Here is a 15,846-nt window from a genome sequence, read left to right as displayed (position 1 = left end):
GCTATTCTATCAACATAGCATACAACACATTACTTATCAGTAGATTAATTAAATATTCAAGTTGCCATTGAAAAGAAAACAATTTCGAAGGTTTCTGATTAAAACTTTTTACTTTTGTTTTTTCAACCCAAGAAACAGCTATTTGCATGGCAAATAAAAATGAAAAGCCCTCATTTTTTGATAAACTAAAAGATAAATACAGGCTCTCTTTATACCGTGACGAATCGTATGAAGAAGTGCTGAATCTTCGGCTATCGCGCATGAATGTATTTGCCCTTGGAGGCACTGCCCTTTTTATTTTCCTGGCCATAGTAGTCTCACTCATAGCCTATACTCCTATCCGTGAGTTTATTCCCGGCTATCCCGATGAAAACACACTTCGCACCATTGTTATGAATGCCCATCGACTCGATTCGCTGGAAAACGAACTTCAACGTCGCGACCGCTATTTCGATAACATGCGCACCATTATCACCGGAGGTGTCCCGAACAACCACGAAAACCCTGGAGATACATCGAAAAAATACACCGACATTACTTTTTCAAGATCCATCGAAGACAGCATGATACGCCAGCGCTTCGAAGACGAAGTGGGTTTAGAACTTTCGGCATATAAACACCGCGAACATTTTGTGCCTATCTCGCAATTGCATTTCTTTCCACCCATCAAGGGCATTGTAACCAACTCGTTTCAATCGAGTAGCAACCACTTCGGCACCGATGTGGTTACCGGAGCTGATGCCGCTGTTAAATCGACCCTCGACGGAACAGTTACTTTGGCCGCCTGGACGCTGGAAACCGGCTGGGTAATTCAAATACAGCACAGCAACAACCTGCTTTCGATATATAAACACAATGCCGAATTATTGAAGCGTGTAGGCGACTATGTGCGGGCCGGCGACCCAATAGCCATTATTGGCAACTCTGGCGAACTCACCACGGGTCCACATCTGCATTTCGAACTTTGGTACAATGGCATGGCGCTCAACCCAGAAGATTATGTTTCGTTCTAGGGTATGGCACCTTCCAACAGAGATATGAAAAAGCATATTGCCATTCTCGGATCTACTGGTTCAATCGGAACACAGGCATTGGAAGTAATTGAAAAAAATCCGGATACTTTCAGTCTGGAGGTGCTTACAGCCCAAAAAAGCTCCAAGCTTCTTATCAGCCAGGCGATAAAATTCATGCCCAGGCATGTGGTAATTACCGAAGAAGATAAGTATTGCGAAGTTTGCGATGCCCTTCGAAATTATCCCATACAAGTGCATACCGGAAATGAAGCCCTGAATGAAATTGTGCGACTTGATACAATAGATACGGTATTAACTGCCCTGGTGGGTTACGCCGGACTTTTTCCAACCATCAGCGCCCTTGAGGCAGGTAAAAACATTGCATTGGCAAACAAGGAAACCCTTGTAATTGCCGGCGAACTCATTACTGCGCTTGCCCGCACGCGTGGAGCTGCTATCTACCCGGTCGATTCGGAACACTCCGCCATTTTCCAATGTTTGGCAGGTGAAAACCACAACCCTTTTGAAAAAATTTACCTCACTGCTTCCGGTGGTCCCTTCAGAACCTTCACCAAAGAGGCCTTGCAAAAAGTAACGAAGAAAGAAGCCTTAAACCACCCCAACTGGTGTATGGGGGCCAAGGTAACCATCGACTCGGCAAGCCTTATGAACAAAGGGCTTGAAGCTATCGAAGCCAAATGGTTGTTTGGCCTGCAGCCTGATCAGATTGACGTAATTGTGCATCCGCAGAGTATTATTCATTCCATTGTTCAGTTCACCGATGGCTCAATGAAAGCCCAGATGGGATTACCCGATATGCGATTGCCCATACAATATGCCCTCGGGTTTCCGAACAGACTTAATTCCGATTTTAAACGATTCAATTTTCTCGATTACCCCAACCTTAGTTTCGAATTGCCGCGCCGCGAGGTGTTCCGGAACCTCGACCTTGCTTTTGAGGCCATGCACCTGGGTGGCAACATGCCTTGTATTATGAATGCAGCCAACGAGGTAGCCGTAGAGGCATTTCTAAACGATCGTATTGGTTTTATGGATATCCCGGATTTAATTAAAAACAGTATGACCCAGATTTCCTTTCAGGCGCACCCATCGTTGAGCGATTATGCCGAGACCGATTGCGAAGCGAGAAAATACACTGCCACACTTATCAAGTAATAGTTCATGCAATTTATCCAATTCAAGCATAAAAATCTTATTTTTGCACCGGTTCTTCGCAAACTGGTGTTTGTATCATGGCCCTTGTAAAGTTCCTTGTTTAGTATTCATTTTAAATTACACCCCATACGGATGGAGACCTTAATAAAAATTGGACAACTGCTCTTATCACTCTCAATATTAATTGTTTTACACGAATTGGGTCATTTCCTTTTTGCCCGGCTTTTTAAAACCCGTGTCGAAAAGTTCTACCTGTTTTTTGATGCCTGGTTTTCACTTTTCAAAATAAAAAAAGGCGATACTGAATATGGCATTGGATGGCTGCCCCTGGGCGGCTATGTAAAAATATCGGGCATGATAGACGAATCGATGGACAAAGCACAACTTGCCAAACCACCACAACCCTACGAGTTCAGATCCAAAAAATCATGGCAAAGGCTGCTTATCATGCTGGGTGGGGTTATTGTCAACCTCATTCTGGGGTTTGTAATTTACAGCATGGTGCTTTTTACCTGGGGTGAACAGTATATCCCGAACAAAAGCTTAAACGGCGGAATATGGGTCATCGATTCGGTCATGCATTCTACAGGTCTGCAAACCGGCGATAAAATAATCTCCATCAACGGAACAGAGCCCGAGCGCTATTCTGACATTCTCGAAGAAATGCTCTATGGTGGAACCATGCTGGTTGATCGGCAGGGCCAGCATGTAGAACTAAGCATCCCCACCAACCTGGCAGGTTTAATATCCGATAACCGCATTCTTAACGAAGGCCTTCTCCTTTCTCCCCGTATTCCATTTTTAGTGGGCGAAATTCCTGCCGATTCACCCAACAAAAATGCAGGCCTTAAAGCGCTCGATAAGGTAGTGGGCATCAACGGTATCCCAATGCAGTGGTACGACCAGTTTAAACCAGTGTTAGATAGCCTGAAAGGAAAAACAGTAAGCCTATTGGTAGTACGTGACAATTCTGAAATTAATCTGGATGTGACTATTAGCCAGGATGGTTTAATTGGGGTGCAGATAATCAGCAGCCTATACCAGCTCGAACAACTCGGCTACTTTGAGTTTGTAACCTACCGTTATACTTTTTGGCAAGCCATCCCTGCCGGGTTTGTAATGGCCCGCGATAAGCTCCAGTCTTATATCAGGCAGTTTAAACTTATATTTAATTTCGATACCGGGGCTTACAAGGGAATTGGTGGATTTAAAGCCATTGGAGGTCTTTTCCCTCCGGTATGGCACTGGCAGAGCTTCTGGGAACTCACAGCATTTCTTTCGCTGATGCTTGCTTTTCTGAATATTTTGCCCATTCCTGCACTCGATGGAGGGCATGTATCATTTCTGATATTTGAAATGATTACCGGAAGAAAACCGGGAGATAAATTCCTTGAATATGCTCAGATTGTGGGCATGGTTCTTTTATTGTTCCTTCTTTTGTATGCAAACGGAAACGATGTGTACAGATGGATCCTTAAGCTGATGGGCAGCTAAAAAATCTTCTCAATATAAATTGAAATTTAAATTTACCTATTATGATAAACCTAATCGCTTTTGGTCAACTAGGGGCTACCGAAATCATTCTGATACTTTTAATCGTATTATTGCTTTTTGGTGGACGTAAAATTCCTGAGCTAATGAAAGGGCTTGGAAAAGGTATGCGTGAGTTTAAAAAAGCTAAAGACGGCGATGATGAGCCCACGTACAACTCAAGCAACAAATTGCAAAAAGAAGAATAGTTTTTCCCGGTGTCTGCTTTTTGGGATCCAATCCATTGACGCCTTGTATTATCTTTGGGGTAATCCTAACAGAAGTCAATAAATAAAAACAGGATTTATGAAATACAGGATTCTAACATGGATTTTAATGCTTTCGATGCTTGGCATTTCCTGCCATAAGGGTGCAGTAAATCAAATTGTTTTACCAAGCATAACGGGTGCCATGTACGATGTGGTGATAATTATGTCTACACCAAACTGGGAATCGGAACCAGGAGAAGCCCTGCGCACCGAACTGGAAAAACCCATTGCAAGTCTGCCGAGAGACGAACAAATGTTTGACCTGATATGGATGCCGCACGAAGGCTTTTCGCAGGCAGTAAAAAAGCAACGGAATATACTTATCACGAAGATAGGTCCAGACTACAAACCAAAAATCACTTTCCAACGAGATATTTGGGCAAAAAAACAATTAACTATTCAGATAATGGCGCCCAACAGCGAGGAGTTTGTAAAACTCTTCGAAGAAAATGCGCCTGCAATCGAACAACAAATTCATCAAGCCGAGCTGGAGCGCTTAAAGGACAGCTACAAAAAAAGCCAGGAAGCCTCGATAAACGCCCATTTAAAAGAAAAACATTTTATCGATCTGATTGTACCAAAGGGATATACGATCAATGCAGAAGGAAAAGACTTTGTATGGCTCGACAACAGACACCGTGATGTGATAGAAGGCGTGCTTATATACTACTATCCCTATACCGACACCAATACTTTTACGAATAAGTACCTTCTCGACAAACGCAATCAATATATGAAGCTGCATATACCCGGGGAAGCAGAAGGTTCTTACGCGCAAACCGAAATGCGCTTTCCGGTAACAACTTCGGAATTTATGCTGAACGGGAAACGCTTTACCTACGAAATGAGAGGCCTTTGGCATATAGTGGAGGGTAATGCCATGGGTGGTCCATTTATCAGCATCACTCAAGTAGATGAGGCCCGCCAGCGGGTAGTTACCCTCGATGCCTTTTTATTTGCTCCCACCGACGACAAACGTAACTTATTGAAAAGACTGGAGGCGATAATTTACACCCTGAATTTTATTGAACCGACCGAATAACGATTCACCAGAACAGCCACAATTTTTCGATGTTAATATCTGCCTTTAATAGCAGTAGTATTCTCACCCGTTTTTACTATTTTTAGCCCTTGTTGCGCAATAGGAATGGTCAATGCAAAACTAAAACCTATATTATGCCGGAATAACCTTGCCTGCATGATTTCGGTTTAATTTCCTGACCTTTCATTTTTCTAAAGTTGATTTTATACGCAACCTAAAAATAAAATAACCATGTCCTAAAATCAAATGACGCCCAACATCTTGGCGGAAAAGAAATTAGGAAAATGAAAGAAACCAGTTTTTACCTAACGGAAACAAAATGAAAAACGATAAAATAGTAGTTGGAATAACCCAGGGCGATATCAATAGCATCAGTTATGAAGTAATTATTAAATCGCTGATGGATACCCGTATGTTGGATGTATGCATTCCGGTAGTGTATGGTTCTCCAAAGATAGCCGCTTACCACCGCAAGGCCATCGATATGGAAAATTTCAGTTTCAATATTGTGCGTTCGGCTAGCGAAGCCAATGCCAAAAAAGCCAACATTGTAAACTGCATCGACGAAAATACCCGGGTCGAATTCGGTAAAATAACTCCCGAAGGCGGCGAATCGGCCTATCTGGCATTGGAAAAAGCCATTGAAGAGCTGAACGAAAAAAAAATTGATGTGCTGGTTACTGGCCCCATCAACAAGCAAAACATACAAAGTAACAAGTTTACTTTTGCAGGCCATACCGAATACCTGCAATGGAAGTATCAGGTCGATGAAGTGCTGATGCTCATGGTAAACGATTTTTTCAGAATAGGTGTCGTAACCGGCCACATACCACTTGCTCAGGTAAGCAGCCAGATCACCACCGAAAACGTGCTTACCAAAATACAAATACTGAATAAATCGCTCATACAAGACTTTGGTATTCGCAAACCACGCATTGCAGTGCTAGGTCTAAACCCCCATGCCAGCGACAACGGTCTTTTAGGGCACGAAGAAAAAGATGCGATTATTCCGGCCATTGAAGCCGCCCGCGAACAGAACATGCTTGTTTTTGGCCCCTTGTCAGCCGATGGATTTTTTGGTTCCAGTGCATACCGCAAGTTTGATGGAATTCTTGCCATGTATCACGATCAGGGTTTAATACCATTTAAATCGATGAATTACGATGGCGGTGTAAATTTTACTGCCGGATTGCCAGTTGTGCGCACCTCACCTGCCCATGGCACTGCTTTCGAAATTGTTGGTAAAAACGAAGCTTCGCCCGATTCGATGCGAAAAGCCATTTATCTAGCTTGCGACATCTACAAAGTACGGAAAGGACTTGAAAAGCTTATGGAAAATCCATTAAAAGCCTACGATACGCACGATCTTTAATCATCCTAAAATAAAGCTTCCTCCAACATGTACGAATACATAAAGGGAACAATTAATCACTTGACTCCTGCTTCGGTGGTAATCGAAACAGGAGGGGTAGGCTATTATTTTCACATTTCGCTCCATAGTTACTCTCAATTGTTTCAGCAAAAAGAAGCCAAGGTATATGCCCATCTTGCTGTTCGCGAAGATGCCCATATCTTGTATGGCTTTTCCTCACTCTCTGAAAGAGAATTATTCAGGCTGCTCATTTCGGTTTCAGGAGTCGGACCCAACACAGCCCGCATGATGCTCTCCTCCTTACCGCCTGATGAAGTGAAACGGGCTATTGCCCAGGAAGACTTAAACACCCTGAAAACCATCAAAGGAATTGGTATAAAGTCGGCTCAAAGGATCATCATCGATTTAAAAGACAAAATCGAACTGCAAACAGAAGATCAACAAATGATTTCGCCTGTATACAATACTTTAAAAAATGAAGCGTTATCTGCTTTGGAAGTGCTGGGTTTTGTCAGGAAAAATGCTGAAAAAGCAATTGATAAACTGATAGTGGCCGAACCACAACTTACTGTGGAAGCCTTGATAAAAAAAGCACTTAAAATATTATAGATTAACATCGCTCTCTGGTGCACCCGAACAGAAACCTGACAAGAATCAACAAGCCTGGCTTTTTCCTTGCGGCCATCCTGCTGCTCAGGTGCCTGCTACCGTTTTCACAGGTATCCGCTCAAACCGAGGAAGGGCTGCATTACCCGCTCGAAAGCAAATACAACTTTCCGTTTTCTACCTCAGGTGTAGTTTCGCCCATGCTCATGCCGCCACCCTCTAATGTAACACAAACAGTGGTGTACGACCCGGCTTCGAATTCGTATGTGTTCAGCGAAAAAATTGGTAGCCTTAACTACCGCCCACCTTCGCTGATGAATTTCAATCAATATCAAAACTACCAGCGTAACCAGGCCAAAACAGATTACTGGCGCAGCAAATCGCGCGAAGAATCCGGTGCAGGGCCCGATTTCATGAAAGGCTTCAGGCTGGGCAACCAATCAATCGACAAGGTGTTTGGTAGCGAGGGTATCACCATAACTCCACAGGGAAGTGCTGAGCTTATCTTTGGCTATGCCATCACTACCAACCGTAATCCTTCGATACCGGTGAATAACCAGCGAAATGGCTCCTTCATATTCAAAGAAAAGATTATGATGAATGTGACCGGAGCCATAGGAGACAAGCTACAGGTGGGCCTCAACTACAATACCGAAGCCAGTTTCGATTTCGAAAACAAAACCAAGCTCGAATACTCAGGCAAGGAAGATGAAATTATTAAGAAGATACAAGCGGGCGATGTGTCGTTTCCTGTTCCTGGCACCCTGATAACCGGTAGTCAAAGCTTGTTTGGTCTTTACACCGAACTGCAATTTGGCCGTCTCACCGTTTCAACCATACTGAGTAACCAGCGCAGCCAGCAATCGTCGGTAAGGGTGCAGGGCGGTGCCCAGCAAACAGAATTCGAAGTAGACATTGATAATTACGATGCCAACAGGCACTTCTTTTTATCGCACTTTTTTCGCGACAACTACAACACCTGGTTAAAAAACCCTCAAAACATCGAGTCGCAGGTACGCATCGAAAACATTGAGGTTTGGGTGGTAAACCGTCAGGGCAATTTCGAACAATCGCGTAACATTGTAGGTATCATGGACCTTGCCGAAGGTTATGGCCTTAATGAAGAAGATACTAATTTTTTAGCCAGTCCGGAATTACTTAACCCTAATCCTATTCCCAATCAGCCCAGCGAAAATGAACTGAACAAATTATACAGCCGACTGGCCAGCGAAACAGGAATTCGTGTATTATCTACAGTAGACCAGGCTTTTGCCAAAGTAAGCAATCAAAGCAATTACCTACTTTTCGAAGACCGCGATTATATCACCATAGAAAATGCACGTCCGCTATCCGAAAGGGAATTTACTGTTAATCGTGAGTTGGGTTATATCTCCCTCAATTCGCCCCTGCGCAACGACGAGATTCTGGCGGTAGCCTATGTCTATACCTACAAAGGAGAAATTAAAAAAGTAGGTGAACTCACCACCGAACTACCCTCACCCAATGTGCTGCTTGTAAAACTGCTTAAAGGTGTTATTCCATCACCGAAGCATCCGAATTGGGACCTGATGATGAAAAACGTGTATTCCATTGGTGCCTTTCAGGTTAGTCCCGAAAACTTTGTGTTGGATGTACTTTACCGAAACGATAAAACCGGTGTAGCCACCAACGTCATTAAGGAAACTAACCCCAATGCATCGATTTCGGAAGAGGTAGATGGCAAGATACTTCTAAAAGTGTTGAACCTCGATAAGCTGGATTCGCGCAGAGAGCCCTACCCCGATGGAATGCTCGATTTCATCGAAGGGGTCACCATCAACACGCGAAATGGTCGCATTTTCTTTACGGAGGTAGAGCCTTTCGGCAGCGACCTGAGGGCTAAAATTGTGGGCGATACCACCACTTTGAGCCCCGAAACTATTAAGGCACGAAATCGCACAGCCGACAAATACGTTTTTGAAGAATTGTACGATAGTACCCTTAGCAAAGCTCAGCAAGTAGCAGAAAAAAATAAATTCCTTTTAAAAGGCCGCTATCAATCCTCTGGAAGTTCAGACATTCAGCTGAATGCCATGAACGTTCCTGCCGGTTCGGTAAAAGTTACCGCCGGTGGAGTATTACTCACAGAAAATGTTGATTATACAGTTGACTATGCACTGGGCCGGGTAAAAATATTAAACCAGGGATTGGTTGAATCAGGCACGCCTATTAATGTATCGCTCGAAAACAATTCGGCTTTCAATATTCAGCAAAAAACCCTGCTGGGTACCCACCTCGATTACAAGTTTTCGGAAAATTTTAACCTTGGAGCCACCATCCTGCGCCTCAACGAAAGGCCGCTGACCCAGAAAGTTAACATTGGCGAAGAACCCATCTCCAATACCATCTGGGGATTAAATACCTCTTACCGGACCGAATCGCAATTTCTCACCTCGATCATCGATAAACTTCCTTTTCTCGAGACCAAAGAACCATCGAGCATTGCCCTCGATGCTGAATTTGCACAGCTTATCCCCGGCCAATCGAAGGCTATTGGTGAAAATGGAGTAGCCTATATCGACGATTTCGAAGGGGCACAAACCAAAATTGAACTGAAGGCCTTTCATCCCTGGTCCCTGTCAAGTGCCCCAAGAACGGATGCTGGTTCAAGGTATACTTTTTATAACAGTAACAGAGATAGCCTGGCATCGGGATACGGCAGGGCCAAACTCTCGTGGTACATCATCGACCCGATTTTTTATGGCAGCAGCGCAGGAAAACCCGATGTACCCGATGAATTCATAAACAGCCACGAACAGCGCGAGATTCTTATGAAGGAGTTATTCCCCAACAGAGACGACGATATTCCTGGTTTTACAAGCCGCATTTCCGTATTAAACCTTAACTATTACCCCAACGAGCGGGGACCTTACAACTACGATCCTGTTTCGAATGATATCAGCCTTAGCAATCCATCGGAACGCTGGGGAGGGATGATGCGCGAAATTGTGACCAGCGATTTCGAGTCGTCGAACATCGAATACATCGAATTCTGGATGATGGATCCATATCTTGAACGGGAAGGGCATGGAGGAGGGGATTTATTCCTACAATTAGGTGAAATGTCGGAAGATATCTTGCGCGACAACCGGAAATCGTTCGAAAACGGTTTACCCACTACCGAAGAAAAAATTAATGTCGATCAAACGGAATGGGGTTATGTTCCAAAAGGCCAGCAAAGTGTCAATGCCTTCAGCAATGACCCTGATTCAAGGGCATTTCAGGATATAGGCTTCGACGGATTGAACGATTTTGAAGAAGAAGCGTTCTTTCCGGAGTTAAGTGAGCTTCCCGACCCGGCAGGCGATAATTTTAACTATTTCCTCGGATCGGAATACGACAATGCTGGCAGCAGTATTCTTGAGCGGTATAAAAATATCAACGGAGTTGAGAACAATACCCCGGTTGCTTCCAGTGACAATGTAAATTCGGTAAAATCGACTCCTGATGTAGAAGATATCAACAAAGACAACACCCTCAACTCTACCGAAACCTATTATCAATATCATGTAAATCTGCGCAGCCAGGCCTTCGAAGTAGGTTCGAATTATATTGTTGATGAAGTCACATACAAATCGGATAAGAATGATATCCCTGCCAAATGGTATCAGTTTAGAATACCCATCAGCGAATTTGAGAGTAAAGTAGGACCCATCACAGATTTTAAATCGATACGGTTTATGCGCCTGGTCATGTCAGGATTCGAAGAACCTGTGGTATTGCGTTTTGCAACACTCGAACTGGTAAGGGGAGAATGGCGCAGGTACACCACTGACCTCCAAAAGGCAATACCTTCGGTTACCGAGCAGAACGATGGAACCAGCTTTGAAGTATCGTCGGTAAATATCGAAGAAAACGGTAATAAACAGCCAGTCAATTATACTCTTCCCGAAGGCATTACCCGGCAAACGGACCCGAGCCAGCCACAAGTGAAACAGCTTAACGAGCAATCGTTGCTGGTGAAATTCGAAAACCTGCAGGAAAACGATGGTCGGGCAGTATACAGAAACACACAAATTGACCTTAGGCAATATAAATACCTTCAGATGTTTGTTCATGCCGAAGCGTTAACTGGGCAGGAAGGTTCACTTCAAGACCATGAAGTAACCGCCTTTATCCGAATTGGCTCCGATTACAAAGACAACTATTACGAATACGAAATACCACTGAAAGTAACCCGCCACAGAAATGGTGGTGAACTTATTCCAGCCTACGAGGTATGGCCAGACAGCAACAAGCTCTATTTGGAATTGGATAAACTGGTCAATCTAAAAGTTTTACGCGATAAAGCCATAGAGAACGACGCGCAAATCTCCGCACAATCGGTCTATACCATTTACGATGGAAAAAACCGAATTAAAGTAAAAGGAAACCCCAACCTCAGCAACATTCGCCAAATTATGATGGGTGTGCGCAATCCGGGCGATGAATACCTGGACATTGATAACGATGGGCTTCCAAAATCGGGTGAAGTGTGGTTCAACGAATTGCGCATTACCGATTTCAATAACGATGGCGGATGGGCAGCCAACGGAAGAGTGCAAGCCAAGCTTGCCGACCTGGGTATAGTCAATGTAGCCGGAGCTACCAGCAAGCCTGGGTTTGGCTCGATAGAACAACAAACCATTGAAAGGCAGCAGGAAGAGATCAACCAGTTTGATATCTCTACCAACCTCGAAATGGGTAAATTCTTCCCTGAAAAGGCAAAAGTTTCCCTTCCTCTCTACATGGGTTACTCAACACAAGTGCAAAACCCCGAATATTATCCAAAAGAGCCGGACAGAAAATTGAAGGATGTGCTGGATGCCGCTGAATCCTCAGAAGAAAGAAAAGAGATAAAAAAAATATCGCAGGATCTGACAGAACGATCCAGTATTAACCTTACCAATGCACGATGGAACAAGCAGTTTAAAAAGTTCCAGGTTTTTCAGCCTGCCAACTTCTCAGCCAACATTCTCTATTCGCAAATTCAGGCAAGCAATTACAGCATCGATTACAACAAAACACGCAAATACGGAGCAGGTTTAAACTATGTCTACAACTACCGTCCTAAAGAAGTTGAACCCTTTAAAAAAGTAAAAGCACTTAATAATCCTTCTTACCGCATCGTGCGCGATTTCAACTTTACCTATCTACCTTCATCATTTACCTTTGGCACACGATTCGACCGAAATTATCAAACTATGAAGGTGCGAAACGTATACGACAATGTCGATCTGGTCATTGAACCTACCACCAGCAAATACCTTAACTGGGATCGCGAATATACCCTGCGTTGGGACCTGACCAGGGCACTGAAATTCAGCTATTCTGCTACCAACAATGCCATTATCGACGAACCCTATTACGATGAATATGGTAACAGTTACAGTTCGGCCGACTTGTTTGAATCGAATAACCAAATGTGGAAAGATTCGGTAAAGGCTCAGATACTGCAGGGTGGCAGAACTCTTCAATTTTACCAGAAGATGGATTTATCCTACACTCTGCCACTCAACAAAATTCCACTTTTAAACTGGACAAATTTCAAAGCCACTTATGGGGCAACCTATAACTGGATACATGGTCCAATTTTGTTGTCCGAACCCGGTGAGCCAAGTCGCAACCTGGGCCATACGCTTAAAAATGGCAATAACATGGATTTTACGGCAACGTTGAACATGAAAAACCTCTATTCGAAAGTTGGATATTTTAAAAGCCTCGACCGTAAATACAGTGCACAGGGCAACAAAAACACCAAAGAGACCCGGTATAAAACAGTGGAATTTCAAAAAATAACCTTTTTCCTGAAAGACACACCTAAAAACATACAGCACAAACTGAATACGGAAGAGGTTGTCGTAAAAGTCACCGACAGCGAAGGCAATGAGGTAAAAGTAAAGACCGTAATTGTCAACCCCAATAAGGTAACCATTGAAACCGATCATGACCTCACAGGAGCAAGCGTATTGGTAGAAGGAAAGATTGAGAAAGGTGAGAACCCCTTTGTATTTATTGGTGAAAATGGGATTCGGTTTTTGCTGGGTATTAAAAACATCAACCTGAATTATACCCGTAACTCATCGACCATGTTAAGTGGATACCTGCCTCAAACCAATATGTTTGGTTTCGACATGGCCAATTTCTATGGAGCGCCTGGTTGGCCCATCGTTTTAGGCTGGCAAGACGAAAACATCAACACGAATTTTAGCGAGAAAAACTGGTTAACCACCGATCCGACATTTAACACACCCACTTTGTTTGGAATCACCGAAAGCTTTAACTCCCGAACTACCTTCGAACCCTTTAATGGCTTTCGTGTCGACTTCTCCGCAATGCGTTCCTTTACTCGAACAACCGAGCAAAAGTACTTAAACAACTATTCAGGAAACAATTTTGTTCAACAAACCATCGACGATAAATATGTAGGTGGAAATTACACGCGTTCGGTAATTACCATTGGTACAGCCTTCGAAGATGTATCGCCTAACAACGGATGGGAGTCGGCAGCCTATAATCAGCTTAAAGCAAATCGGAGCATCATTTCGCAAAGGTTAAGTTACAGGGCCACTTCGGAGGATGAAGATTACAACCCTGATATTTCGCGCCCCGTAGAACCCGGTTATGGCGATGGTTATAGCTCCTCTTCCTCCGAAGTGCTGATGTACTCATTTCTTTCTGCCTATACCGGAACCAAACCGGAGAAAATTCAGCTCGAACCTTTTAGCTGGCTCATGTTACCTAACTGGAAAGTAACTTTTGATGGATTGACTAAGCTGGATTTGATTAAGAAATTCCTCAAAACGCTTACCCTCACCCATTCGTACCAGTCGCGTTATTCCATCGGACAGTTTAGCACAAACGTTGATTTTTACGAAAGTGACCTGAGCGAGCAAACTCGCTCGTTGTTACGACGCGATGCCCAAGGTGATTTTATACCGCAATACCGTATAAGTTCTGTATCCATCAACGAACAGATTAGTCCATTAATTGGTATGGATATGACCTGGCATAACAGCCTGCTTACTAAATTCGAAATTAAACATTCGCGTTTATTGACTCTTAGTCTAAACAACCAGCAACTCAGTGAAACACGCAACAAAGATTACGTGTTTGGAGCAGGATATATATTTAAAAATCTGCCCCTTACCATCAATACTGCCGGGGGTTCGAAAACGATAAAAAGCGATTTAAACCTCCGCTTCGACCTTACTGTACGAGACAACATTACTATTTTACGTACCATTAATGAGACATCAACCGACCAGGCTACAACAGGTGCCAGGAAATTTATTCTGGGTCTTTCGGCCGATTACCTGTTAAGTCAGAGGGTAAATGTTCAGTTTTACATCGACTGGAATAAAAACACACCCTTTGTGTCTAACTACTTCCCCAATTCGGAATTTAGCTTTGGTTTTAGCCTGCGATTGTCGTTGTAAGGATAGGTATTCTGATAAAAATCACGTTCTCAACAATTAGAGACCTGTCTTGAAAGAAGTGTTATTTTAAATAGTATTAGTATATTCGCGTTGTAGAATTATAACTTTAACATTATGAATATTCCTGCAAATCTTAAGTATACTAAAGACCACGAATGGATACGCCTTGAAGGAAATACAGCAGTGATTGGTGTAACCGATTATGCCCAGGGCGAACTAGGTGATGTGGTTTTTATCGAAATCGAAACTATGGGCGAATCACTTGACAAAGAAGAAGTATTCGGAACCATCGAAGCTGTAAAAACAGTATCTGACCTTTTTATGCCGGTAGCCGGAGAGGTAATTGAAATAAACCCTCAACTTGAAGACAATCCTGAACTTGTTAACAAAGACCCATATGGAGAGGGATGGCTCATTAAAATAAAAGTGTCAGATGTTGCACAGCTAACTGATCTGCTCGACGCAAAAGCCTATCAGGAACTTATTAACGCCTGAGTATCGAAATAATTAATACCTATTCAGCAAAGCAAAGGCCGTTTCAATTTTTATGTTGAAACGGCCTATTTCGTTTAAGAGGATTCATTTTGCAGCTTTGAAAATAGCTTTAGTTGTGCGATTCCAACCTCTGTGATAGGGAACTTGTATAACCTACATAAAGCTTATTTTGTGTGGGCGAAAACAATATGTAAACTTTGTATGCCATTTCATTAGATAAAAAAACCGCTTCAATTGCTTGAAACGGCTTCTTCTGTGTAGCGGGGACACGACTCGAACGTGCGTCCGCCCCAGGCGGATATGAGCCCTCCCTTATAGCGTTTGAATAGTTGGTAGTATTTTTCCCCTGATCATTTCACGTCCTTTGCCGCTTTTATAAAATTTCTCCCGTTGTAATGCCTCAGTTTTTGTGTCAAAGAATTCGATATGAATCAAAATCCACGGACGATAGCTTCTTGTCCAATCTTTTGTCCCCTTTATATTGTGCGATTCCAGCCTCTGTGAAAGAGAACTTGTATAACCTACATAAAGCTTATTATGAGTGGGTGAAAACAATATGTAAACTTTGTATGCCATTTCATTAGATAAAAAAACCGCCTCAATTGCTTGAAACGGCTTCTTCTGTGTAGCGGGGACACGACTCGAACGTGCGTCCGCCTCGGGCGGATATGAGCCCTCACTGTTTACCATTTCAATAGATCAAAAAAACCGCCTCAATTGCTTGAAACGGTTTCCTGTGTAGCGGGGACACGACTCGAACGTGCGACCTCCGGGTTATGAGCCCGACGAGCTACCAACTGCTCTACCCCGCAATATATTTTATAATTAAAATCTTATCAATATCAGGATTTCCCTGCTTCAGCCATAATCGATTTAAAGAGGGCCT

At 43.3% G+C, this 15,846-nt stretch carries 11 protein-coding genes and 1 tRNA gene; 9 read left to right on the top strand and 3 right to left on the bottom strand.

Annotated features, from left to right (window positions below; all coding sequences use genetic code 11):
• Positions 1–146 precede the first annotated feature (146 nt).
• The 9 genes from IPM71_09775 (at position 147) to gcvH (ending at position 14,960) form a co-directional block, all read left to right on the top strand.
• Positions 147–1,013, top strand: a complete 867-nt coding sequence (locus IPM71_09775; GenBank protein ID QQS49900.1) for a M23 family metallopeptidase — start codon at positions 147–149, stop codon at positions 1,011–1,013.
• Positions 1,014–1,037: 24 nt separating this feature from the next.
• Positions 1,038–2,189: a 1-deoxy-D-xylulose-5-phosphate reductoisomerase gene (locus IPM71_09770; GenBank protein ID QQS49899.1), complete on the top strand. Its 1,152-nt coding sequence runs from the start codon at positions 1,038–1,040 to the stop codon at positions 2,187–2,189.
• Positions 2,190–2,321: 132 nt separating this feature from the next.
• Positions 2,322–3,683 carry an RIP metalloprotease RseP gene (gene rseP, locus IPM71_09765; protein ID QQS49898.1) on the top strand — a complete coding sequence of 454 codons (1,362 nt, stop codon included), beginning with the start codon at positions 2,322–2,324 and terminating at the stop codon, positions 3,681–3,683.
• Between the two features lie 41 nt (positions 3,684–3,724).
• Positions 3,725–3,928: a twin-arginine translocase TatA/TatE family subunit gene (tatA, locus tag IPM71_09760; GenBank protein ID QQS49897.1), complete on the top strand. Its 204-nt coding sequence runs from the start codon at positions 3,725–3,727 to the stop codon at positions 3,926–3,928.
• Positions 3,929–4,025: 97 nt separating this feature from the next.
• The gene (locus IPM71_09755) at positions 4,026–5,030 is read left to right on the top strand and encodes a DUF4837 family protein (protein ID QQS49896.1); all 1,005 of its coding nucleotides are present in this window, start codon (positions 4,026–4,028) and stop codon (positions 5,028–5,030) included.
• A gap of 319 nt (positions 5,031–5,349) precedes the next feature.
• Positions 5,350–6,402: a 4-hydroxythreonine-4-phosphate dehydrogenase PdxA gene (gene pdxA / locus IPM71_09750; protein ID QQS49895.1), complete on the top strand. Its 1,053-nt coding sequence runs from the start codon at positions 5,350–5,352 to the stop codon at positions 6,400–6,402.
• Positions 6,403–6,429: 27 nt separating this feature from the next.
• On the top strand, positions 6,430–7,011 hold the full coding sequence (ruvA, locus tag IPM71_09745) for a Holliday junction branch migration protein RuvA (protein QQS49894.1): 582 nt from the start codon (positions 6,430–6,432) through the stop codon (positions 7,009–7,011).
• 17 nt (positions 7,012–7,028) lie between these two features.
• Positions 7,029–14,465 carry a cell surface protein SprA gene (sprA, locus tag IPM71_09740; protein ID QQS49893.1) on the top strand — a complete coding sequence of 2,479 codons (7,437 nt, stop codon included), beginning with the start codon at positions 7,029–7,031 and terminating at the stop codon, positions 14,463–14,465.
• Between the two features lie 114 nt (positions 14,466–14,579).
• On the top strand, positions 14,580–14,960 hold the full coding sequence (gcvH, locus tag IPM71_09735) for a glycine cleavage system protein GcvH (GenBank protein QQS49892.1): 381 nt from the start codon (positions 14,580–14,582) through the stop codon (positions 14,958–14,960).
• A gap of 109 nt (positions 14,961–15,069) precedes the next feature.
• Here gcvH and IPM71_09730 read toward each other — a convergent pair whose 3' ends face one another.
• From IPM71_09730 to IPM71_09720, 3 genes are all read right to left on the bottom strand, one after another.
• Positions 15,070–15,168, bottom strand: a complete 99-nt coding sequence (locus IPM71_09730; protein QQS49891.1) for a GIY-YIG nuclease family protein — start codon at positions 15,166–15,168, stop codon at positions 15,070–15,072.
• Positions 15,169–15,272: 104 nt separating this feature from the next.
• Positions 15,273–15,536, bottom strand: coding sequence for a GIY-YIG nuclease family protein (locus IPM71_09725; GenBank protein QQS49890.1), 264 nt, complete (start codon positions 15,534–15,536; stop codon positions 15,273–15,275).
• A 163-nt stretch (positions 15,537–15,699) separates the two neighbouring features.
• Positions 15,700–15,772 (bottom strand) — tRNA-Met (locus tag IPM71_09720).
• Positions 15,773–15,846 lie beyond the last annotated feature (74 nt).

This window comes from Bacteroidota bacterium, assembly GCA_016699695.1.
Taxonomy (GTDB): Bacteria; Bacteroidota; Bacteroidia; order Bacteroidales; family UBA10428; genus UBA10428.
The sequence above is the reverse complement of the archived record's forward strand: the minus strand, read 5'-3'. Positions and strand labels throughout refer to the sequence as shown.

Coding starts and splice junctions, on each gene's coding strand:
- IPM71_09775 (QQS49900.1), top strand. CDS start 147: ATGGCAAATAAAAATGAAAAGCCCTCATTTTTTGATAAACTAAAAGAT.
- IPM71_09770 (QQS49899.1), top strand. CDS start 1,038: ATGAAAAAGCATATTGCCATTCTCGGATCTACTGGTTCAATCGGAACA.
- rseP (QQS49898.1), top strand. CDS start 2,322: ATGGAGACCTTAATAAAAATTGGACAACTGCTCTTATCACTCTCAATA.
- tatA (QQS49897.1), top strand. CDS start 3,725: ATGATAAACCTAATCGCTTTTGGTCAACTAGGGGCTACCGAAATCATT.
- IPM71_09755 (QQS49896.1), top strand. CDS start 4,026: ATGAAATACAGGATTCTAACATGGATTTTAATGCTTTCGATGCTTGGC.
- pdxA (QQS49895.1), top strand. CDS start 5,350: ATGAAAAACGATAAAATAGTAGTTGGAATAACCCAGGGCGATATCAAT.
- ruvA (QQS49894.1), top strand. CDS start 6,430: ATGTACGAATACATAAAGGGAACAATTAATCACTTGACTCCTGCTTCG.
- gcvH (QQS49892.1), top strand. CDS start 14,580: ATGAATATTCCTGCAAATCTTAAGTATACTAAAGACCACGAATGGATA.
- IPM71_09730 (QQS49891.1), bottom strand. CDS start 15,168: ATGGCATACAAAGTTTACATATTGTTTTCGCCCACACAAAATAAGCTT.
- IPM71_09725 (QQS49890.1), bottom strand. CDS start 15,536: ATGGCATACAAAGTTTACATATTGTTTTCACCCACTCATAATAAGCTT.